A 22,579-nucleotide genomic window follows, 5' to 3' on the forward strand; every position below is an offset into this window, starting at 1 on the left:
AAAATCGCCAAAAAAATTTGCAAAATAAGATTGTCTGTATTAAAACCATGTCATCATGCAGCGCTTTAAGAAGTGACTGTAAGTGACTGACCTTGAAGGTGTAGCTGGGTCGAGACCGGCAGGAGCTGAGACGATTCAGGGCGCCCAAAAGGAAACGTATCACGCATGTCCCTGTTGTCGCTCAGGATTTTCTCCGAGGCGTAACAATAATGACATGTTTGATTCACATAATGGGCCCGTCAAAAGGCCCAACACTAAAAACGGGTAAAAACCCGCGGCTAAAACCTGAGTTAACTCAAGAAGGAAGACGCAACATGAAAAAGACTCTGATCGCATCAGCTGTAGCGGCGGCTACTTTTTCCGGCGCGGCGCTGGCGCAAGAAGCCAACCTGCCGACCGTATACGGCAACATCCAGCTGGCTTACATCAACAGCAACGCGGGCGGTAACAGCTCCGAGCTGTTTGACAATGGTTCAACTCTGGGCGTTAAGCATAGTCATGAGTTGATGCCTGGCGTTGAAGGTTTCTTCAAAGCTGAGCTTGAGTTCGACGCGGACAATAAGGCCAACAACAATGGCCTGAGCGGCTTTGATGAAGCCTACGTCGGTGTGAAAGGGGACAGCTTTGGCCAGATCTGGGTGGGCTCTGACGACTCCACTTACGAATCTGCCATTGACGAAATCGCCAACTACTACGAAGTTGCATCCCAGAGCCAGGGCGGCTCCTACGACACTGGTGAAGGCGACCTGATCCAATACCGCACCCCATCTTTCGGTGGGCTGACTTTCGGCGCGGCCGTCCAGATCAATGGCAACAGCGACTCCCAAAACCCGGGTGGCAACAACTACCCTTACCAGCTGGCTGCAATGTATGAGATGGGTGGGCTTGAAGTCGCTGTAGCTATGGACTCCAACGACGGAAACACTTCCTACTCTTCTGGTGGTAGCAGCTCTACTACTTACACCGTTGATTCCACCGACCCGACCAACGTGATCGCTCGCACTGTAGTTACTCCGAACGGAGCTAACAACGAGAACACGTACGGCATGCGTGTAAGCTACAGCATGGACGACCTTCGCCTGACTGGTCAGTACCAGACTCGCAAAGACGTAAGTGACGTTTACGGCCTGTTCGCTGGATACACCATGGGCTCCAACACTTTTGCCGTATCCTGGGAGCGCACTGCTCCGGACGTAGACGGTGCTGACGACATCGACGTATACACTGTTCAGGCGCTGCACAACCTGTCTGACCACATGTACGTTTATGTTGAAGGTTACCTGGGCCAAGGCGGCGACAACTACGCTGGATACACTAATGGCCAAGAAGATCAGCAGACTGACTTGGCCGTTGGTACTACCTACTACTTCTGATTCAGCGCTTAGCTGACTCGAAGCAGTAACCCAAGAAACCGGCCCTTTTCAGGGCCGGTTTTTTTGTGCCTGAAGGATTGGCAACTTATCCTGATGCTCTCGAAGACAACCCGGGTGAAAAATGGCTGAAGAACTGGAAATCAAACTGACGCTGGGTAAAGGCGGCACTGACGCGGCGCGAGCCTGGCTGGATGAGAGGGCGTCTGAGGAAACAACGCAGAAGCGTCTGGTCAATCGCTATTTCGATACACCGTACCAGGCCCTCAATCACGAGCGGGCGGCCCTGCGGGTGCGGCAGGCGGATACCCACTACATTCAGACGCTCAAGACGCAGGGCGAGTTTGTGGATGGCGCTCACAAGCGGCAGGAGTGGGAGTGGCCGCTGCCTGGTGCGGATCTGAATCTGGGATTGCTGGCGGATACGCCGATTGCCGAAAACGTCAATCTTGCCGAGCTGGCGATGATCTTCGAAACAAACTTCAACCGGGAAGCCCGATTGCTGAGCCACGAAGGCGCCATGATCGAGTGTGCGCTGGATCACGGGGCGGTTCTGGCCGGTGATCGTCGGCGAGAGCTGGCGGAGCTGGAGCTGGAGCTGAAATCCGGTCCGGGTTCAGCCCTCTTATCGCTGGCTTCCCAATTGGTGGGGCGCGTGCCGGCCTTCCTGAATCTGGTCAGCAAAGCGGAACAGGGCTACGACCTGGCCGGACTTGGCCGACCGGAGAGCCTGGCAGCCGGGGATCCTCCAGTGACTGCCTGGTTGCGCGCCGTCTCGGTTCACTGGCTGACGGGGATGGCGGAAACGGCCTGTCGGGAGACATTGGCGGCCCTCGAAGACCGAGCCGTCGATGCCGGTCTTGAGGACGAATGGCACTGGGCCTCAAGTCAGGATTTCACGTCGGTGGATTGGCTGTTTGATGCCCGGATGCTGCGCCTGCAGCTGGGGTTGCTAGTGCACTAGAGGCCTGAGTCGCCGCTACTCCGATTTTGCGGTATCGCCGTCGCTGGCCGCGTGCAGGTTGTGCCAGCGTTCCAGGAAAGCGCGATAGCGATCCAGCGCATCAATCAGCTCTTCCACCGGCGGCGTTTCGCTGGATTTGACCAGAACAATGAGCGCTTTGCCTTCCACTTCCTGGTTGGGATCCGGATGGCAGACCACGTCGTCGTTCTCGTCGATGTAGGCCAGGGCCGTCCCGATGCCATGTCGGATCAGGGCGCTCACAATATCCGCCCAGTTCAAGTCGTCGAGCGGTAGCTCATAGCGGTGCGGATGGTCCTGCTGGTAATTGAACAGATCTTCCAGCACTTTCTCCGAGCCGGGTGAGATCACCGCCCGCACCATGATTTCCGGGTAGGTGCGGACCGGCCGGATAACCGTGCGGATGCCCAGGTCCCGATAGCGGGGCCGGTCCTCATCCCGCACGCATTCCAGTGTGACCCGATGCCCCAGCTGCAGATCACTGAGCCGGGAGGCGATACTGAACGTTATGCTGTCGGAATCCGGATCCGCTTCGTCCGGTGCCAGCACGATGATGTAGCGGGCGTCGATCACGTTGACGGCCCGCAGGGCCTGCGGGTCATTGCCGGAGCCGTGGTAATGCACCAGTCCGGCGTCGCGCAGCTCCGTCGGCAGTCCTTCCGGATACTGCTGGGTGACGATCTGGATGGGGATGGTTTCGTAGCCCGGAACGGCCCGAATCTGGCTCGACAGGCGCAGGAAGTAGGCGCTACCGCCGTGCATGGGCGTGTTGATGATGACGATGTGGTTTTTCATGTTGTATCTCCAGCGGCCGGTGATGATGCGCTCGCGCCGGTAGAACCGGTATTCAATATAGTCGCTGACGATCAGGGTGAGTACGGTAATGGCGAGAATATACATCACCGCCACCGTAATCAGCCGCCCCATGGCGGTTGCGGGTGACAGGTCGCCGTAGCCGACGGTGGCGAGGGTGGTGAACGTCAGCCAGAAGGCGTCGAGGAACGACAACTTCTCGAACACCATCATCGCGACCACATGGAAAGCGACCAGACCGACCAGGATCAGCATCAACCGCTTGAGGCGTTGGCGGATTACCCCTGACATGGGAAGATGCGTGAAGTGGTGCTCGGCGGTGACGGCGCGTCTGTCTTTGTTGAGCATCTGTGGTGTTCCGGGTTTAGAGTCAGGTTGTCGTCGAGTTCCAGTCTAGACGGATTACCTGGCAAGCCCAAGGAAGTTGCTGAGCTATAAGGTGATTTTTAGGTTATGACCGCAGCCCCCCATGCTGGACCCGCCATTCCCGATCTGCTCCGTGAGGACGCCGACGCGGTGACGCGTCTGCTGGATGAACGGTCCCCATTGCCCCGGGACAAGACAGTCACGCAGGCCCACTGGCAGCGCGCGCTGTTGGGCAGCTTCTTCCTTAGGGAGGTGGTTGAGCGCCACCCCGAGTGGCTGTTCGAGTGCCTGAAGCGTGAACCCCTGTCACGTCCGCTGGATCACGCCTTTCTCACGCTTCGCTGGCAGGCCTATCTGGAAGACGTCGCCGACGAATCGTCGCTGCACCGCTCCTTGCGCCTGTTTCGTCGTGAGGTCATGTTCCGCATCATCTTTCGTGATTTCCTGCGCCTTGCGGATCTGAACGAAACCATGGGCGCGGCCAGTGCCATGGCCGATGTGGCGATTGATGGTGCGCTGGACTGGCTCTATCAGGATGCCTGCGCCCAGATGGGAACCCCGTGGGGCATCGATCCCGCCACGGGCGAGGACGCTCCGCAGCGGTTGGTGGTCCTGGGCATGGGCAAGCTCGGTGGCCATGAGCTGAACGTCTCGTCCGACATTGACCTGATTTTCGGCTTCCCGTCCAACGGCGAGACCCGGGGCGGCGCGCGCGCCATGGACAACCAGCAGTTCTTTATCCGACTGGGGCAGCGTCTGATCCAGGCACTCGATCAGTTGACCGCCGACGGCTTTGTTTTCCGGGTGGATATGCGCCTGCGTCCATATGGCCAGAGTGGGGCGCTGGCACTCAGTTTCGGCGCCCTGGAATCCTACTATCAGGATCAGGGGCGGGATTGGGAGCGCTACGCCATGGTCAAGGCCCGCGTGGTCGCTGGCGATAAGAAGGCGGGGGACGTGTTGATGGCCACGCTACGCCCGTTCGTCTACCGCAAGTACATCGATTTCAGTGCCTTTGAATCCCTGCGCAGCATGAAGTCCATGATCAGTCGGGAAGTGCGTCGCAAGGGCATGGAGAACAACATCAAGCTGGGCAATGGCGGGATTCGCGAGATTGAATTCGTGGTGCAGGCCTTCCAGCTGATCCGGGGCGGGCGCGATCGCGAGCTCCAGCAACGGGAGCTGCTGCTGATCCTGCCGGAACTGGTGAATCTCGAGTTGTTACCGCAGGCCGTTGCCGATGAGCTGGCCGACGCCTACGTCTTCCTGCGCAACCTTGAACACGCCTTGCAAGGCATCGCCGACCAGCAGACCCAGGAGCTACCGGAGACCCCGGCGGCCCAGGCCCGGGTGGCCATGATCATGGGCTTCGACGGCTGGGACGACTGCCTCGCGGAACTCAATGGCCATCGCCAGCGCGTGGCCCGGCATTTTGCCGACATCATCGCTTCCGACGACGATGAGACGGAAGAAGAGGAGGCCAGCGCCCGTTGGCAGGAAATCTGGCTGGCGGAGCTGGAACCCGAAGCGGCGGTCAAGCGAATGTCGAAAGCGGGTTTTGAGGCTCCGGAGCAGAGCCTTGAACAGCTGGTGACCCTGCGCAGCAGCCGCACCGCTCAGATGATGCAGACCGAAGGCCGGCGTCGCCTGAACCGCTTTGTCCCGGTATTGCTGGAAGCGCTGAGTCAGGTGGAAAAGCCGTCGGAGACCCTGTCCCGGGTGCTCCAACTGGTCGAGTCTGTCCTGCGCCGGACGGCTTATCTGCTGCTGTTACTGGAAAACCCCGGCGCTTTGCGCGAGCTGGTGCGGCTGTGCAGTGAAAGCCCCTGGATCGCAAGACAGCTTGCGGAAACCCCGCTGCTGCTGGATGAGCTCCTCAATACCGAAAGCCTCTATCATCCGCCCAGTCGCGAACAGTTGCAGGACGACCTGCGCCAGCAGTTGTTGCGTATTCCGCTGGAAGATCTGGAGGAACAGATGGAGGTCCTGCGCCACTTCAAGAAGGCGCACGTCCTGCGCGTTGCCGCGTCGGAGCTGCGCGGCACGCTGCCCCTGATGAAAGTCAGCGATTACCTCACCTGGATCGCTGAAGTAGTGCTGGATCACGTGGTGGAGGTGGCCTTCTCCAACCTGGTGAGCCGGCATGGCTATCCGCACCACGGCGACGGTTCCGCCTGCGACAGCGATTTCGCGATTGTCGGCTACGGCAAGTTGGGCGGCATCGAGCTGGGCTATACCTCGGACCTGGATCTGGTCTTTATTCATACTGCCGATCCCAACCGTTCCACCAACGGCGACAAACCCATCGACAACGCCGTCTTCTACACGCGGCTGGGCCAACGCATCGTCCATATCCTGAGCACCCAGACGCCGTCGGGGCAGTTGTACGACGTGGATATGCGCCTGCGACCGTCCGGCAACTCCGGACTGTTGGTCAGCAGTCTGTCCGCCTTCGAAAAGTACCAGCGCGAGGACGCCTGGACCTGGGAGCATCAGGCGCTGGCCCGCGCCCGGGGGGTGGCCGGCAGTCGCGAGGCGTTGGAAGCGTTCGAAACGCTCCGCCATGACATCCTGTGTCAGCACCGCGATCGTGATGCGTTGCGTCAGGAAGTGCTGAACATGCGGGAGAAGATGCGTGCGAGCCTGGGCACACCGACCAAGGAGGGCGAAACGCCAGAAGCTTTCCACATCAAGCACGACCAGGGCGGCATCGTCGATATGGAATTCATGGTGCAGTACCTGATGCTGGCGTACTCCAGCGAGCATCCGGAACTGACCCAATGGTCGGACAACATCCGGCAGATGGAGGCGCTGGGCAAGGCGGGCGTCCTGCCAGAAGAAGATGCGGAACAATTGCGTGAGGCCTACATTGCATTGCGCTCGACGATACACCGCCGGGCGCTGCAGAACTTGAACAGTCGCGTTGAGGCGGACGCCTTTCCGGAAGAGCGGGCTTATATCTGGTCGGTCTGGCAACGGGTGATAGGCGCATCGGGCGCGCCAGAGCGGTAAGCCCCTACTGCGTCGGTCGCGGGTTTCCTGCTAGAATAGCGGCTTTTCCGGGCCCGCTGGCGGGCTCTCCACAGCTTTATCAGGAGCAAAATGATGTCGATGGCGGATCGTGACGGCCTCATCTGGCTGGACGGAGAAATGGTGCCCTGGCGCGAAACCAAGGTGCACGTCCTCACCCATACGCTGCACTACGGCATGGGCTGTTTCGAAGGTGTGCGCGCCTACAACACCGAGAAGGGCCCGGCGATTTTCCGTTTGCAGGAGCACACGGACCGTCTGTTCCGCTCTGCCCACATCCTCAACATGAAAATGCCGTTCACCAAAGAACAGGTGAATGAAGCCCAGCGCCGCGCTGTGCGCGAGAACAATCTCGACGAAGCCTACATCCGCCCGATGGCCTTTCTGGGTTCTGAAGGCATGGGTCTGCGCGCCGATAATCTCAAGGTGCATTTGATGGTCGCTGCCTGGCACTGGCCGTCCTATATGGCGCCGGAAGCCCGCGAGCTGGGGATCAAGGTGCGCACGTCGTCCTACACCCGCCACCATGTGAACATCACCATGTGTAAGGCCAAGGCGAACGGCAACTACATGAACTCCATGCTGGCGCTGAACGAAGCGATTGCCAGTGGCTGTGAAGAGGCGCTGCTGCTCGATAACGAAGGCTACGTTGCGGAAGGGTCCGGCGAGAACGTCTTCATCCTGCGCGATGGCGTCCTGCATACTCCGGAGCTGACCTCTTGCCTGGAGGGGATCACCCGTCAGACGATCCTGGATTTCTGCAAGGAGCTGAACGTACCGGTGCGCGAGCGCCGTATTACCCGGGACGAGGTCTATATCGCCGATGAAGCCTTCTTCACCGGGACAGCCGCCGAAGTCCTGCCGATCCGTGAGCTGGATGGTCGGGTGATTGGCGCCGGCAAGCGTGGCCCGTTGACCGAGAAGCTGCAAACCATGTACTTCGATGCGGTCAAGGGCAAGCGTCCCGAGAATGCCAGCTGGCTGACCCTCGTTAACGATTGATCCGTGATGGCCGGCGCTGCCGGTCATGAACCCGTAACGCTAACCCACGAGTCTGCGGAAGAACACTATGGCCGATGTCATCACCGTACCCGTCTCCTTTGGCGAGGTGCTCGACAAGATCACGATCCTTGAAATCAAATCCGAGCGTATCGAGGACGCCGATAAGGTGCGCAACGTGCGCCTGGAACTCGATGAGCTGAGCAAGACCTGGAACGAAGCCGTTCCGGATCAGTCCGCGATTGGCGAATTGCGTCAGCAGCTCAAGGCCGTCAACGAAGCGCTCTGGGAAATCGAGGACGATATCCGCGACCAGGAAGCCGCTCAGGACTTCGGGTCACGTTTCATCGAACTGGCTCGCGCGGTCTATGTCACCAATGACAAGCGTGCTGCGATCAAGAAAGAGGTGAACCTCGCGCTGGGTTCCCGTTTCGTCGAAGAGAAGTCCTATAAGGACTACACCGCCGGCCAGAAATAATCGGCCAAGGGCTTTCCCTGCACCATCAAAAACGCCGGCCTGTTAGCCGGCGTTTTTTTTCTGCCCTGATTTCGGCTTATTCGTACAGGCTAAAACCGTTAGCCCGGTACCAGCGTTTGTTTTTCTCGCAGCGCCAGAGCTTCTTCAGGCGAGAGATGGAGGCGTAGGCCTGGAAATAGTCAGCCAGCGTCGGTTTCGGGCGGGGCGATTCGGCCAGTTGATCCGCATAGCGGTCATACTCACCGGCCAGCGGATGGAAGCGCACCTTGCGCCAGGGTTTGTCCCAGCCAATGTAATGGATGATGCCGGGGTTCAGATTGGCCTCGCGGATTTCCTTCGGGTCGAACCGCGCGATTTGCTCACTGTGACGATACAGGCCGGTCTGGTGATTCCAGCGCAGCGGCAGGTGTTTCCAGCGGGTGTGCAGGATGCCGTTGAGTGCACACTGATCGTTGGTACTGATCCGGTGCGGGTTTTCCTGCTTGAAGCGAATCACCTCATTGGAGATGTCGTCCCGGCGCCACAGTTCTAGATTCAACAGCAGTACGCCGGAGTTGAAGTACTCGTCCTGCGGAATGCCCAGCTGCTTGTAGGTGTGGCTAGACAGGTTCTCCACCGCGGCGACGTGGTAGTCGGATATATCCGTCGCGGCCAGTTCCAGTATGTCGCCGAGGACAATGACGTCGCAGTCCAGGTAAACCACCTTCTTCACCGATTCATCGAATATCTCGGGGATGGCGATGCGGTAGTAGGCCGACGCGGTGATGTGTTTGATGGTCGGTAGATGTTCGAACCGGGATTTGTCGAAAGTGACAAAGTCGATGCCTTTACCACCGGCCTTTTTCACTTCTTCTTCCATCACTGTCTTGGTGCTATGCGCAATACCACCGTCAATGCAGTAGAGATAGACCCGTTCTGGATCCGAGCAGTTACGAATCAGTGAGGTGAACATTACCGTCAAGTGCATGGCGTAGTTCTGGTCGGAGCTTGCAACGACGGCAACGGCATCGGCCGGTAGAGATCGGGGTTGCTGGTTACTCATGTTCGAATCATTTCCCCTGGTAGTGCGCCGAGAGCTGACTGCGGCGTTTCAGGAATTTCCAGTGACTGCGGAGCGCAAAGAAATAGCGGCGCCGGGTGGCTGTATCGTCACCGACAAGAGGCTGGCCGGCCCACGGCGTCTCATTGAGGACTTTGCGGTAGTAAGTCTTGAAGGGGTGGAAGCAGTAACGCTTCCAGGGTTTCTTTTCGCCCGTGAAGTGAACGATGGCTGGATGCAGCATGGCGTCATTCATATCGCCCCGACTGTAGGTGCAGCCCTCATGGTATTTCCGGACTACCTTGTAAACATCGGACTGAACATTCCACTTCAGCGGCAGTCGGACCCAGTCATTCTGCAATACCGCGTTCAGGCTGCACTGATCCACGAACTGAAGGGAGCTGGCATGTTCGCGGGCGTACTCGGTAACCTGCCGGTGCAGCTGGCGTTCTCTCCAGGCGGCCAGGTCCATGACGAGCAGGCCTGAGTTGAAATACTCGGTGCGATCGACTTCGATGTCCTTGCAGGCTTTGGGCGACAGGTTCTCAACAGCGGCGGTGGAATTCCCCTCAAGATCCAGATTCCAGAGCGCAATCAGGCTTTGCAGAACGATGGTGTCTGCATCGATGTAGATGATGCGCCCAACATTGGCTGGAATGTATTCGGGTAGATTAATGCGCTGGTAGACTGCCGAACCGTAACGATGCGTCGGTAGCCCCTCATAGAGTCGGTCATCCGGGCTGTAAGTGGTTAACGTGCTGCCCAGTGCCTCCAGCATGCCGCTCAATCGTTCCAGGCTGGCGCCGGAAATGCCGCAGTTGATGAGGTGGAAATGAATAGGCGCTTCCGGGGTTGCCCTGACGGCCGAGCGCATCATCACGGCCGCATAGGCAATGTAGTTCTCGTCGCAACAGGCGGCCACTGCAATGGCGTCAGACATGGGGTTGGGCATCTTCAAGTCGACGGCGGAAATGGAATGAGTAGACGAACCCGACAATCACGGCGTTCAGATACTGGCCAGTCGGGTAGAGTATATAGGATTCAAACATGTTGATCACAATCCAGAAGGCCAGGAAACACCAGGCAAAGACAAACACATCCCAGGGCATGTCGCCTCCGCGGAAGGCTCGAACGGTGGCGATGCCGATCCAGACGATCAGGGCGACCAGGATTGCCGTGCCGAGGAGGCCCTGAGCGACCAGGGTTTCCATGAAGGTATTGTGGAGATGGCCAAAATTCTGCTTAAACGACGCACCAAAGTAATCCGAGTGCTGAATCATTTCTTTTGTTGAGCCCGCGCCCCATCCCAGCAACGGACGTTCGCCAACCCAGCCCATCGCCACGCGCCAGGAATAGAGCCGCACCCCACTGCTTGTCTTCGGATCGACGTTTTCACTGGGCGCCTCCAGGATTTTGTCGATCTGGATATCGGTCGTTGAGAAGCGCTTTTCCACCGTCTGGGAGGAGTTCAGGGTGAGGCTGATGGTCACTACAAACGCGCCAGCAACCAAAGCCAGTAGCAGGCTGAGTTTGCGCTTTTCTCCTTGGGACTCTCGACTCGTCAATAAGCGGCCGATCAACAGGATGACCGCAACGAGAGCGGCCTGGAGCAATCCCAGCCACACGGCACGGGTCTGTGAAGCCAGGGTCCCTTCAATGGCCAACAGGAGGGCGGCAAGCAGGAGTGGAAAGACGGCCATGGATACCAGCCAGCCACGGTGACAGCTCCAACGAATGAGCCGTGGAGACAGGCAAAGCAGACACAGCAGGTAAGTGCCGAAGAACATGCCCGTGTGTTCGGCGTTGTGTATGCCAAAGTCGACCCTGTAGCCCTTGAGTGCCCGGATCCATTCAGCCGCTCTGAATTCGAGTCCCAGATAAACGTAGAGTCCCGCCAAAGCCAGGAGCAGGACAGGCCACGCCCTTGCGGGTCGAAGCATACTGACTCCCGCCGCGACCAGTAAAACCATGAGCGGTTTGAGGTAATGTCGGGTGACCTTGGAACTGGGGTCTACGTATTCCGGCAGCGATACGTGATACCAGAGTTGCACGAGCACCAGGTACGCGAGCAGGACCAAGCAGATCCGAAAAATGGGGTCGGTCAAAATGACACGTTTCAATGGGCTGCTGTTGCGACCCAGAGCCAATATGCCGACCAGCAACACGACCAGCAGGGTTTCCGCCGTCCGGTAAGTGGAAAACCAGGGCAGGAAGCAAAAGACATAGGCGGCCAGCACCGTGAGGTAAGTTTTCCTCAATCCGTTCAAAGACGTGCCGGCGATTGTGGTCCAGAAACGGTTGGCGATACCCGGAGAAACCTGATTCATACCGTGGCCCTGTTAGCGATCCACTCATCAAACTTTTGGCAGACCTCGTCGGCGGTGATCAGTTCCATCGCGCCTTCAAATTCCGCTTTCATGCCCCAGCGGGCTGTATCCACGGTTTTTCCGGTGAATTTTTCCAGTGCCTCCGGATAACGATCGACACACCACTGCAGTGAGTTGTAGGGGCCCGAGCGATTCGGATTGCTGGCCGCAAACAGGCCCAACACATCGGTGCCCATGGCGCTGGCGATGTGCGCGGGGCCCGTGTCCGGCGCGATCAGCAGGTCTGCCCCGCCAAGCAGGGCCGTCAGCTGTTTGAGCGTGTCCTGGCCGCACAGGTTGAGCGCCGGTTGGGTCATGGTCGAAGCGATGCGTTCGCAATATTCTCGCTCATAGGGGGCCGGACTGCCGACCAGAATCAGGCGAGCACCGTGCTGTGCGACGATATGGTCGGCCACGGCTGCATAGCGATCAGCACTCCAATTGCGTAACGTGTGGCTGGCGCAGGGACTGATCACAACATTGGGCCGATCGTTTGCCAAGTGCTCACTGGCGAACGCATGATCCGACTCGCTCAGGGGGATCGTCCAGCGCGGTGGGGCAGCTTCCAGCCCCAGGGGCACCAGAAAGCTGGCCAGGCAATCGCGAACGTGTTGTTTGGGGGCTGCCGGGATCCGACGATTGATAAACAGGCTATGGAGATCCTTGCTGCGAGCCCGGTCGTAGCCGACCTTGATTCTGGCCGGTATCACGGTGGCGGCCAGGTTGGCCCGGAAAGCCACCTGCATGTGAAGCAGGGCATCGAACCGGCGCCCACGGAGTTGCTCTCGCAAATCGCGGTAGCCCTGCAAGCCGCTTTTTTTATCGAAAACGATAAACTCGACGCCGGGCAGATCGCCAACCAGCCTGGCTTCGACCTTGCCAATAATCCAGGTGATCTTAACGTCCGGGAGTTGTGCCTGAAGGCTGAGCACCACAGGTATGACATGCGTGACATCGCCGATGGCCGACAGGCGCATGATGCAGATTGACTTGATCAAGGAAACATCCGTTAGTGCTGACAACACGGGCTATCTGGAGCCGCGATGGTGTTCGTTGTTAAACTCGGCGTATTCTAGCGCACTTGGAACCGGGCGTCTTTGCTGTCCGCCGGGCTGCGGGTTCGAGTCATGTCACAGGGAGAAGCGGTCAGCACCGTCATGATCATGCAGAAAGAAAAGTATGTTCCGGGGCACGGTGCAGCGCTGCTGGTCAATCCGGATTACGCTGAGGTGACGCCAGACTGGTTTCTGCCCGCTTTCTGGGGCACCCGGGCGGTATCCGTCAGCAGTGGCGGGCGAGGAAGTGCCTGGTTTATCGACGGGCCCAGAGGCGGAATGGTGCTGCGCCACTACCTCCGTGGCGGTTACGTTGCCAAAGTGTCCCGTGCGGCCTATCTCTACACGGGGGAGGAGCAGACGCGTTCCTTTGCCGAATTTCGATTGCTGAGTCAGCTGCGGGATCTGGATTTACCGGTTCCAGAGCCCGTGGCGGCCCACTACAGGCGAGTTAACGGTCTTTTCTATGAGGCGGCCATTCTCATTGGGCGCATTGAAGATGTCACTCCGCTTGGGGATTGCGCCGGTGATCTCAGCGAGGATGGCTGGCGTCGACTCGGTCAATTGCTGCGTCAATTCCATGATGCCGGAGTCAATCATCCCGACCTGAACTGCTTCAACATTCTACTCCAGCATCAAGCTTTCTATGTGATCGATTTTGACAAGGGCCGAATCGAATCCAATCGCGAGCCAACGGCGTCTTGGCGGAAGCGGAATCTGGAACGCCTGTATCGCTCACTGGCTAAGCTCGACGTCGATTCGTTCGATCTGAGGGCGCGCTGGAAGGCGCTGGAAGTTGGCTATGCCCGGGTTCCGGCGACTCAGCAATGACGGAGGTTATTATTAGCCGGGAAGTGATCGACCTCGATTTTGATGTCATGAATACCCCTAGTGGGCAATGATCGCAGGTCTGGGATTGACGACCGTTCGATGGCTCTCCACGACCATGTAGCCGAAGACAATACGGCAGAGACAGCGGCCAGCTTCAGAGCAAGCGTTACGACATCCTCTATGTATACATCCAGCAGGCCTTTCGTTTTGCCTTATCACTTTTTCAGCATGTCCATGCTGCCGTAGTTCCGTGTCTATGGAATCAAAGGTAATATCCTGATGAAAATTCTCGTGACAGGTGGGGCCGGTTTTATCGGATCCGCGGTTATTCGATACATTCTGACCCACACTGATGACAGTGTGGTCAATCTCGATAAATTGACTTATGCCGGCAATCTGGAGTCGTTGGCCAGTGTGAGTCACCATCCGCGATACGCCTTCGAGCAAGCCGATATTTGCGACCGGGCTGCTCTGGAAGAGATCTTCGTAACGCATCGGCCGGATGCGGTCATGCATCTCGCTGCAGAAAGTCATGTCGATCGGTCTATCGACGGCCCATTGGCGTTTATTCAAACGAACGTTGTGGGGACTTACACACTGCTCGAGGTGTCCAGGTCCTACTGGCAGGGCCTTGAGGCCATCGAGAAGAATCAGTTTCGTTTTCATCACGTCAGCACGGATGAGGTTTTTGGCGATCTCGGGCAGTCAGCGGATCTGTTCACTGAGAACACCTGTTATTCGCCCAGTTCACCCTATTCGGCGAGCAAAGCGAGTTCCGATCACCTGGTTCGTGCCTGGTATCGAACCTATGGTTTTCCGGTGCTTGTTACCAATTGCTCCAATAACTACGGCCCCTATCACTTCCCCGAGAAGCTGATTCCGTTAATGATCCTGAATGCGCTGGAAGGTCGATCACTTCCGGTCTATGGAGAAGGCAATCAGATACGCGACTGGTTGTACGTGGAAGATCATGCGCGCGCGCTGTATCGAGTCATTCGCAAGGGGCGTCTCGGAGAGACATATAACATTGGCGGATTTAACGAGAAGACGAACATGGAAGTCGTTCGTGGAATATGTGATCTCTTAATGGAGTTGTCGCCGGAAAAACCGAAAGACATCTGTCATTATCGGGACCTGATTGTCCACGTTCCTGACCGACCGGGGCACGACCTGCGCTATGCCATCGACGCGACCAAGATAAAGAACGAGTTGGGCTGGTTGCCGGATGAAACTTTTGAAACCGGTCTGCGTAAAACCGTTGAGTGGTATTTGAACCATCTTGAGTGGTGCCGGCGGGTTCAGGATGGCAGCTATCGACGCGAGCGTCTTGGCATTGGCTGACATGACTCATACGTCGGTATTGCAGTGAGGGGGCGGCAATGATTGGGACGAAGATTAGAAGAATTCAAGGATAACGAATGAAAGGCATCATACTGGCCGGGGGCACGGGCAGCCGGTTATTTCCGATCACATTGGGTATGTCCAAACAACTGCTTCCGATCTACGACAAGCCGATGATTTACTATCCGTTGTCGGTCTTGATGCTGGCAGGCATCCGTGACGTCTTAGTCATCACGACCCCCGAAGATCAAGCGGCTTTTCGTCGGTTGCTTGGAGACGGTAGCCAATTCGGTATCAGGCTGGAGTACGCCGTACAATCTCAGCCTGCGGGGTTGGCTGAAGCCTTCACCATTGGCGAATCGTTTATCGGCAACGATCCCGTCTGTCTGGTCTTGGGCGACAACATCTATTACGGGCAGGGATTTACTCCAAAACTCAAAGAAACGGTCAAGCGTGTGGAATCGGACGGAGGTGCGGTAGTATTCGGCTATCCAGTCAAGGATCCGCATCGGTTTGGGGTCGTTGAATTTGATGCCGACATGAAGGCCCTGTCTATTGAGGAGAAGCCTCAGAATCCCAAATCTCACTGGGCTGTCACCGGACTCTATTTCTACGATAATCGGGTCATCGATTTTGCCAAACAGACAAGGCCCTCGGCTCGAGGCGAGCTGGAGATTACGTCGATCAATCAGGATTATCTCTCGCTGGGCGAACTTCACGTTGAGATGCTGGGGCGAGGCTTTGCATGGTTGGACACCGGAACTCATGAAAGCCTGCTCGAAGCCGCCCAGTTTGTAGAAACGATTGAAAAGCGACAAGGCTACAAAGTGGCTTGCCTGGAAGAAATTGCCTGGCGCAACGAATGGCTGACGGATCAACAGATGCTGAAAGCCGCCGCTTACTATGAAAAAAGTGGTTATGGCCGATACATCGAGGATCTTGTTCGGGAGCAGTCCTTGATTAGATCGGGAGAGACGGGTGCGTAAGAAAGTTCTCCATATCTGCCGAATGGAGAAATTTATCCCTCCATTCATCCAGTTGGTGGAATCAGAATTTGGCTTGAGTGATCATCGCTTTGTCCTGTTCGGTGATCATGTTCGTTATCCGGTTGCCAGTCGAAACGGCATTGACAAGGTTGAAAGGAATCCACTGGCAAAGCTGGGTTCTCGTTTTCGCCTAATAGTCGCGATGCATCAAGCCGACAAGATTATCCTGCATGGTCTATTTAACCGTTCCGTTACGCGGCTACTGTGGCTGATGCCATGGCTGCTGAAGAAATGTTACTGGGTGATGTGGGGCGATGACCTGTACCGCTATCAATCCATCGCCGCAAAAGGGAAATGGACGTTCAAAGAGTCCGTTCGATGTCGTGTTATCCGTCGCATGGGGCACCTCGTGACACACATCCCGGGGGACGTCGAGCTCGCGCGTCAATGGTATGGCGCGACCGGTCAGTTTCATCCCTGCCTGATGTATCCGAGTAACGTCTTCAGGGATGTTGAGATGTCCCCAAGAGAGGATCGGCGAATCAATATACAGGTAGGTAATTCGGCCGATCCAGGAAACAATCACTTTGAGATACTGGATAAACTCGCACCTTACAAAAATGAAGAGATTTCGATCTACGTGCCGTTATCCTACGGAAGCTCCGAACATGCCAAAGCAGTAGTGGATTACGGTGAGAAACTCTTTGGGGACAAATTCAGGCCGATCCTGGATTTCCTGCCTTATGACAAATACCTGGAGTTTCTGTCTGATATTGACATTGCCATCTTTAATCATCGACGCCAGCAGGCCATGGGTAACACCATTAACTTATTGGGATTGGGGAAGAAGGTGTACATCCGGGATGACGTGACACCCTGGTCGGTCTTTCAATCGCTGGGGATCCGGATATTCGATGTGAATTCACTCAACCTTGGGCGTTTGGACGCTGAAGATGCTTCGTACAACCGAAAGGCAATCAAATCTGCGTTTTCGGAAGAAACACTGGTAAACCAGTTGCACGCCATTTTTGAGAGCTGACTATGGCCTATTACACCGATGAGCAATTGCGCCAAATGAATTTCAAGCGGCTCGGGCGCAACGTGAAAATCAGTGATAAAGCCAGTCTCTATGACACGGCCGAGATGGAGATCGGTGATTTTTCTCGGATTGATGATTATTGCATCGTGTCCGGCCGGATCATCATTGGAGCCTATTGCCACGTAACACCCATGTGCCTGTTGGCCGGTGGTGCTCCCGGCATTACATTGTCGGACTACAGCACATTGGCCTACGGCGTAAAAATCTTTGCGCAAAGCGATGACTACAGCGGCGCGACTATGGTGAACTCACTAATCCCCAAGAAGTTCAAAAACGAGTACATGGCCCCGGTTTTTCTCGGGCGGCATGTGATCGTTGGTACAAATGCGGTTGTGTTCCCGGGTGTCACGATTGAAGAGGGCTGTTCGATCGGCGCAATGACGCTGGTTAACAAATCGACCGATGCTTGGGGCATATACGTGGGCAGCCCGGCCAGGCGGATCAGAGAGAGAAAGCAGGACTTGCTGGCACTGGAAGCCCAATTCAGGGACGAGGTCCGCAATGATCCCCTTTAACAAGCCCCCCCATACCGGTCTCGAAGAGAAATACGTGCTTGAGGCTATGGGTAGCGAGAAAATTTCCGGCGACGGGCCCTTCAGCCGGCGCTGCCAGTCCTGGTTCGAGTCCTCCCTGGGGTGTCCGAAAACGCTGTTAACGCCTTCCTGTACCCATGCTCTGGAAATGGCGGCACTGCTGATCGATGTCCAGCCGGGAGACGAGATCATCATGCCCAGCTATACATTTGTCAGCACGGCAAACGCCTTTGTTCTGAGGGGCGCCCGGATTGTGTTTGTCGATATCCGGCCCGACACCATGAACATCGACGAGCGGCAGGTGGAAGCCGCCATTACGCCTCGAACCCGAGCCATTGTAGTCGTACATTATGCCGGTGTTGCCTGCGAAATGGATACAATAATGGCGGTGGCCAGTCAGTACCAACTGGCGGTCATTGAAGATGCCGCTCAAGGCATGATGGCGACATACAAAGGGCGACCGCTCGGGACCATTGGCCATATTGGAGCCTATAGCTTTCACGAAACCAAAAACTACACGAGCGGTGGCGAGGGTGGTCTCTTACTGATCAACGATACGCAGTACATCGCCCGATCGGAGATTATCCGGGAGAAAGGCACCAATCGCAGTCAGTTTTTCAGGGGCGTGGTCGACAAATACAGTTGGGTCGATTTGGGCAGCAGCTATTTGCCCAGCGAGATACAGGCGGCCTATCTTTGGGGGCAGCTGGAGTGCGCGCGCGAGATTCACGAGAATCGGCTGCAGAGTTGGCAGGCTTATTGGGAGGGATTGCGTTTTCTGGCGGATACCGGGCACCTGACGCTCCCGACAATTCCGTCAGGTTGCGAGCACAACGCTCATATGTTCTATCTCAAACTGTCCTCTGCGGATGAGCGTGACGCATTGTTGGCACATTTAAAGGCAGACGGCGTCATGGCGGTTTTCCATTACGTGCCTTTGCACAGTGCTGAGGCGGGTCGTCAGTTCAGCACTTTTCGGGGTGAAGACCATTATACGACACAGGAAAGTGAACGCTTGATTCGCTTGCCCCTTTGGTATGGGCTTGAATCCCGGCACGTTGCGCACATCATTCAATCTGTAGAAAAGTTTTTCGACAACGCCTGAAGTGCATCGCTGACCCAGCGGCTTGATGAGCCGAGGGTTGAGCGAACGTTTGAGCCTTGCACTGTCCAGAGGACGTTACTCTACTTGTAGACTGTCTGTCTGACATGGCGGATGGCTTCAGCAGCTATTGATCATTAGAGGCGCATGCTGCAGCTAATGAACTTATGCGCGGCATGGCAGGGAAAGGGGCGTTTTTGCGCGAGGGCGTCTTCGGGCAGACGCCCTTCGCCGGTCGTCTTTGGCCGGACCAGCGGCTAAACTAGTGCCACTTCTGACTGATACAACTTTCACAAGGAAACCCGGTTTGACTGGAACCTCCGATGCCCCGCTTCGTGTCCTCTGCCTGACGGACTCCTGCGATCGCCCGGAATCTGAATTGTTCATCGGCCTGAAGGCGGCGGGCGTTGATGTTGACGTCATGTGCAATCCCAAAGGTCGAAACTATCAGCGGCTTGTGGAACAGGATCTGGTCGTCGCTCCCCTAGCGCTCCAGGGGCGGTTTGACAAGAAAGGCACGGCGGCCATCCGGCGTCAGCTCGAAAGCAAGCCGTATGACGTGATCCATGCCTACAATCCGCGCGCGCTGGCCTGCGGGTTGAGAGCGTCTAAGGGGATGGATGTCCGGGTTGTGGCCTATCGCGGCGTTATCGGCAATGTGGGGGCTATGCATCCCGAGTCCTGGATTACCTTCCTGCACCCGCGGGTCGACAAGATCGTCTGCGTCGCCGACGCCATTCGCGATCATCTTGAGGGGCTTGGCTTCCCCTGGTCGCGCCTGACGGCGGACCGACTGCAGCGAATCTACAAGGGGCACGACCTCTCCTGGTATCAGGCGGAGCCGGCGGATTTGCGGCCGTTGGGTGTGCCTGAAAGAGCCTTTGTGGTGTGTTGTACGGGCCGGGGTGTGCCGCGTAAAGGGTTCGATGACCTGGTGCGGACGGCCCTCTATTTGCCGGAGGACGTTGAGGTTCACTACCTGTTGGTCGGCGATGTGGATCGCAACGAAACCATCCGCAAGGAAGTGGCCGCCTTGCCGCATCCGGAACGCGTACACTTTGCCGGTTACCGTACCGATGCGCCTCAGCTTGCGGCGGCCAGCGACGTGATCGCGTTGCCTTCCAAGTCGCAGGAAGGATTGCCTCGAGCGGTCATTGAGGCCATGGCCTACGCTGTACCGGCGGTCGTTACCCGGGTAGGAGGTATGCCCGAATTGGTCGACGATGGCGTGACGGGGCTGGTTGTCCCTCCTTGCGACGAGAAGGCGTTGGCAGAGGCGATTCTCAAACTCTACCGATTGTCGCCGGAAGAGCGGCGGGCCATGGGCGCGGCCGGGCGCCAGCGGATCAGCGAGCACTTCCATACGTCGCAGACCGTTCGAGAAACCGTCGCCATGTATCAGTCCCTGGTCGATGGCAAACGCCGCTCACGCTGAACCCGAATTGACGAGTATCAAATGCCCAGACGCTACCTCTTCTACGTGAGCCAGCCATACTCTTTCGCGATCCTTCGCCCCTTGCAGGACGCTATCCGCAAACGGGGAGATGAGGTGGCCTGGTTTGTTCTTGGTTGTTCGGCCCGTCCGCTGCAAGACGATGAAGTTCGATTGCGGACGACTGCGGAGGTCCGGGAGTTCGACCCTGTCGCCGTGTTCTGCCCTGGTGATTGGCTGCCGTATTATTTCCCGGGGCTTAAAGTGAAGGTCTTCCACGGTCTGCCTATCAACAAGCGGGGCAAAGATACCCACTTCCGGATCCGTGGCTGGTTCGATCTTTACTGCACTATGGCGCAGTCTGATACCGACCGCTATCGAGCACTGGCCGAGGAGGACCCGCACTTTGCCGTGGCCAAGACCGGCTGGCCAAAACTGGACGCGATCCTGAAGTCCCGGTCTTCGGTGCCCAGGTCGGATGATCGGCCCACCGTTTTCTATGCTTCGACGTTTACCCGGGATGTCACGTCAGCACCGGACCTGGTGGACACCATCCGACGTATGAAAGATTCCGGAGAGTGGCATTTTATCGTGACCCTTCACCCCAAGATGCCAGAGGACATCGTTGAGCAGTATCGGAGTATGGCGGACGACAATCTGACCTTTATCGAAAGCGACCAGGATTTTATTCCGTACATGGGGCAGGCGGATGTGATGCTCTGTGATACCTCATCCATCCTGTTCGAGTTCATGTTCCTCGATATCCCCGTGGTCACGTTGCGCACGAATATGCCAGGGCCTTACCTGATCGATGTGGATTCGGTGGAGAAGGTGGAGCAGGCGCTGCGAACGGCGCTGACCAAACCGCCGGCCCTGATGGAAAACATGCGTGCCTTTTCCGATCAACTGCACGAATTCCGAGATGGGCAGTCCAGTGAACGGGTACTGGATGCCGTCGATCAATTCCTCGCGCAGCCGCCGCGGCTTAAACACAAGCCGCGCAATCTGTTCCGCAAACTCAAACTGCGTCGGCGACTGGCCCGCGAGGCCAAACAGCAGATCGCGCTCGATCAACGTGGCGGCTAGTCCGCCGCTTCTCCCCGATGCTCGGTACGGGATAGGGTCCACAATCCGGCGTATTTGTTGAAGGAGCCCTGGGCATAGTTGACGGCGACCAGATAACCGACCGGCCCGTCGAGGAATCCCAGCCGAATGAGATACACCTGGATGAATGTCAGAATGCCGCGGAAGGTTGCATAGCTCAGCGTTCGTGCACGTTTACCGCGGCGGAATTTCTCGCGGGAGCCCAGCCAGGCGTATTTGGCGCTCTTCTCCAGCGCGTGGCCGAAATCACGGTGTGTGAAGTGGGTTAAGCGTCCGCGCAACGTTTTGGTCGTGCGCCCCTCGGGAATCAGAATGCGTTCGTGCACCAGGGCATCGGAGAAGCGAACGCCTTCCCGCCGGAACAGCCGCAACGGCGCCCGACCGCTTCGCCCAAAGTCCAGTCTCGTGCCATAGAGCGTCACCGCCCAGGGGAGTTTGTAGGCATCCGCATCCGGTGCCGAGAGCCGGTCGTTGATCTCACGGGCCAGGGCCGGGGTAATGCGTTCGTCCGCATCAATGGACAGGACCCAGTCGCCCGTCGCTTTCTCCAGCGCCCGCTGTTTCTGGATGCCGAAGCCCGGCCAGTCGGTCACTTCGACAACGTCGGCCAGGGCTCGCGCCTTGGCCACGGTGTCGTCGCTGCTGCCGCTGTCCAGCACGATAATCTCGTCCGCTACGGCGCGCACCGAGCGCAGGCAGTCTTCGATGTTGTCGGCTTCGTTCTTGGTGATGATGGTGGCCGAGATCCTCACAGCCCGCGGCCGGTGATCGCCCCGATCGAGTTCCACGAACAGGCACGCCATGACTGGGGCCATCAGCAGCAGATAGATCGCCAGGGACGCGGGGCCGGCCAGACCGCCAACGACGATGATAACGAGGAATACAGCGGTGATCAGGGCGGCCACGGCCATTGCACGGGCCGCTGGATGCCTGGACGTCGCGAACGGAATGCTGACGGACACCGGAATGGAAAGCAGCAGAATCCAGCCAAGGATCTGAAGTGCGCCCATGTCGCCGAGAGCCGCCAGTGCCCAGGCTTTATCCTGGATACCGTGGGATTGGTTCAGGATCAGACCGCTGGCCACCAGCCCAGCGATAACGGCCGCTACACAGAACAATGCGCGCATCGTCCCGTTCTCGCGGAACAACATCCAGGCGCCCCAGCCGCTCAGTATCGTGAGGAGGAGAGTGACTTGGGCGGTTTCCCGGGCCGGGTGTGTGGTTGCGCTGAAAATGAGCATCAGAAGGCTCGCTGCGGCGACGGCGGTGAACAGGTCCCGTGCCGCCAGGCGAATGGCAGCCATGCCGGTTGTCAGTGGCCAGAACAGCAACAGAAGCAGAGCCGGCCAGGCTGAGCCCGCCAGGGATTTATCCGAAACCGCGGCACCGGTGGCGATGGCCGCCAGGAGGACAAAGCCCCAGAAGGCAAAATGCACCAGGCGCAACTCCCGGGGAATCTCCCAGTCGCCGGCCCGGCGGCGGGCGGCGATCCCGCCCAAGGCCATGCCAATGGCGGCCAGGTAAAGAATGGCCGGATGGATCAGGGTGCCCGCCAGGCCTATGGACAGCAGGCCCAACAGCAGTGGCCGTAAACGCTCGGCGGAAAGACTGGTCACAAAGAGGATCCTTCTGGGTTGTGGATAGGTCCGCGCA

At 57.6% G+C, this 22,579-nt stretch carries 19 protein-coding genes; 13 read left to right on the forward strand and 6 right to left on the reverse strand.

The window, feature by feature from the left end; translation table 11 throughout:
* The first annotated feature begins 314 nt into the window (after positions 1 to 314).
* Both JL474_RS20705 and JL474_RS20710 read left to right on the forward strand, forming a co-directional pair.
* On the forward strand, positions 315 to 1,373 hold the full coding sequence (locus JL474_RS20705) for a porin (protein WP_203143820.1): 1,059 nt from the start codon (positions 315 to 317) through the stop codon (positions 1,371 to 1,373).
* A 121-nt stretch (positions 1,374 to 1,494) separates the two neighbouring features.
* Entirely contained in the window at positions 1,495 to 2,334 is an 840-nt protein-coding gene (locus JL474_RS20710; protein WP_203143822.1) for a CYTH domain-containing protein, read from the forward strand.
* 15 nt (positions 2,335 to 2,349) lie between these two features.
* Here the strand turns inward: JL474_RS20710 and JL474_RS20715 are convergent, their stop codons facing one another.
* Positions 2,350 to 3,513: a potassium channel protein gene (locus JL474_RS20715; protein WP_203143824.1), complete on the reverse strand. Its 1,164-nt coding sequence runs from the start codon at positions 3,511 to 3,513 to the stop codon at positions 2,350 to 2,352.
* Positions 3,514 to 3,618: 105 nt separating this feature from the next.
* Between JL474_RS20715 and glnE the strand changes: the two genes are divergently transcribed.
* From glnE to JL474_RS20730, 3 genes are all read left to right on the forward strand, one after another.
* Positions 3,619 to 6,543, forward strand: coding sequence for a bifunctional [glutamate--ammonia ligase]-adenylyl-L-tyrosine phosphorylase/[glutamate--ammonia-ligase] adenylyltransferase (gene glnE, locus JL474_RS20720; RefSeq protein WP_203143826.1), 2,925 nt, complete (start codon positions 3,619 to 3,621; stop codon positions 6,541 to 6,543).
* A 93-nt stretch (positions 6,544 to 6,636) separates the two neighbouring features.
* Positions 6,637 to 7,563 carry a branched-chain amino acid transaminase gene (locus JL474_RS20725; RefSeq protein WP_123634226.1) on the forward strand — a complete coding sequence of 309 codons (927 nt, stop codon included), beginning with the start codon at positions 6,637 to 6,639 and terminating at the stop codon, positions 7,561 to 7,563.
* Positions 7,564 to 7,630: 67 nt separating this feature from the next.
* Positions 7,631 to 8,038 (forward strand): DUF6165 family protein, encoded by a 408-nt coding sequence (locus JL474_RS20730; RefSeq protein ID WP_203143828.1) that lies wholly within the window; start codon positions 7,631 to 7,633, stop codon positions 8,036 to 8,038.
* Positions 8,039 to 8,114: 76 nt separating this feature from the next.
* Here JL474_RS20730 and JL474_RS20735 read toward each other — a convergent pair whose 3' ends face one another.
* Genes JL474_RS20735 through JL474_RS20750 form a run of 4 tightly spaced genes read right to left on the reverse strand, consistent with a single transcriptional unit; the run spans position 8,115 to position 12,438 of the window.
* Complete coding sequence (locus tag JL474_RS20735) at positions 8,115 to 9,080, reverse strand: glycosyltransferase family 8 protein (protein WP_203143830.1); 966 nt, start codon at positions 9,078 to 9,080, stop codon at positions 8,115 to 8,117.
* Positions 9,081 to 9,087: 7 nt separating this feature from the next.
* Positions 9,088 to 10,017 (reverse strand): glycosyltransferase family 8 protein, encoded by a 930-nt coding sequence (locus tag JL474_RS20740; RefSeq protein WP_203143832.1) that lies wholly within the window; start codon positions 10,015 to 10,017, stop codon positions 9,088 to 9,090.
* A complete protein-coding gene (locus tag JL474_RS20745) occupies positions 10,010 to 11,404 on the reverse strand; it encodes an O-antigen ligase family protein (protein WP_203143834.1) in 1,395 nt (464 codons plus the stop codon). The genes JL474_RS20740 and JL474_RS20745 overlap by 8 nt, the downstream gene beginning before the upstream one ends.
* Positions 11,401 to 12,438: a glycosyltransferase family 9 protein gene (locus JL474_RS20750; protein WP_203143988.1), complete on the reverse strand. Its 1,038-nt coding sequence runs from the start codon at positions 12,436 to 12,438 to the stop codon at positions 11,401 to 11,403. The genes JL474_RS20745 and JL474_RS20750 overlap by 4 nt, the downstream gene beginning before the upstream one ends.
* A gap of 132 nt (positions 12,439 to 12,570) precedes the next feature.
* Between JL474_RS20750 and JL474_RS20755 the strand changes: the two genes are divergently transcribed.
* From JL474_RS20755 to JL474_RS20790, 8 genes are all read left to right on the forward strand, one after another.
* A complete protein-coding gene (locus tag JL474_RS20755) occupies positions 12,571 to 13,329 on the forward strand; it encodes a 3-deoxy-D-manno-octulosonic acid kinase (protein ID WP_203143836.1) in 759 nt (252 codons plus the stop codon).
* Between the two features lie 279 nt (positions 13,330 to 13,608).
* Entirely contained in the window at positions 13,609 to 14,670 is a 1,062-nt protein-coding gene (rfbB, locus tag JL474_RS20760) for a dTDP-glucose 4,6-dehydratase (protein ID WP_203143838.1), read from the forward strand.
* A 77-nt stretch (positions 14,671 to 14,747) separates the two neighbouring features.
* Positions 14,748 to 15,656 (forward strand): glucose-1-phosphate thymidylyltransferase RfbA, encoded by a 909-nt coding sequence (gene rfbA / locus JL474_RS20765; RefSeq protein ID WP_203143840.1) that lies wholly within the window; start codon positions 14,748 to 14,750, stop codon positions 15,654 to 15,656.
* Positions 15,649 to 16,695: a TDP-N-acetylfucosamine:lipid II N-acetylfucosaminyltransferase gene (locus tag JL474_RS20770; RefSeq protein ID WP_203143842.1), complete on the forward strand. Its 1,047-nt coding sequence runs from the start codon at positions 15,649 to 15,651 to the stop codon at positions 16,693 to 16,695. Before rfbA ends, JL474_RS20770 begins: the two co-directional genes overlap by 8 nt.
* Positions 16,696 to 16,697: 2 nt before the next feature.
* Positions 16,698 to 17,270 (forward strand): acyltransferase, encoded by a 573-nt coding sequence (locus JL474_RS20775; RefSeq protein ID WP_203143844.1) that lies wholly within the window; start codon positions 16,698 to 16,700, stop codon positions 17,268 to 17,270.
* Complete coding sequence (gene rffA / locus JL474_RS20780; protein WP_203143846.1) at positions 17,257 to 18,393, forward strand: dTDP-4-amino-4,6-dideoxygalactose transaminase; 1,137 nt, start codon at positions 17,257 to 17,259, stop codon at positions 18,391 to 18,393. The genes JL474_RS20775 and rffA overlap by 14 nt, the downstream gene beginning before the upstream one ends.
* A 304-nt stretch (positions 18,394 to 18,697) precedes the next feature.
* Positions 18,698 to 19,825, forward strand: a complete 1,128-nt coding sequence (locus tag JL474_RS20785; RefSeq protein ID WP_203143848.1) for a glycosyltransferase family 4 protein — start codon at positions 18,698 to 18,700, stop codon at positions 19,823 to 19,825.
* 21 nt (positions 19,826 to 19,846) lie between these two features.
* Positions 19,847 to 20,908 carry a UDP-N-acetylglucosamine 2-epimerase gene (locus JL474_RS20790; protein WP_203143850.1) on the forward strand — a complete coding sequence of 354 codons (1,062 nt, stop codon included), beginning with the start codon at positions 19,847 to 19,849 and terminating at the stop codon, positions 20,906 to 20,908.
* Here JL474_RS20790 and JL474_RS20795 read toward each other — a convergent pair.
* A complete protein-coding gene (locus JL474_RS20795; protein WP_328797853.1) occupies positions 20,905 to 22,542 on the reverse strand; it encodes a glycosyltransferase family 2 protein in 1,638 nt (545 codons plus the stop codon). The genes JL474_RS20790 and JL474_RS20795 overlap by 4 nt on opposite strands.
* Positions 22,543 to 22,579: the final 37 nt, after the last annotated feature.

The sequence above is a fragment of the Marinobacter mangrovi genome (assembly GCF_016798325.1).
GTDB classification, from domain to species: Bacteria; Pseudomonadota; Gammaproteobacteria; order Pseudomonadales; family Oleiphilaceae; genus Marinobacter_A; species Marinobacter_A mangrovi.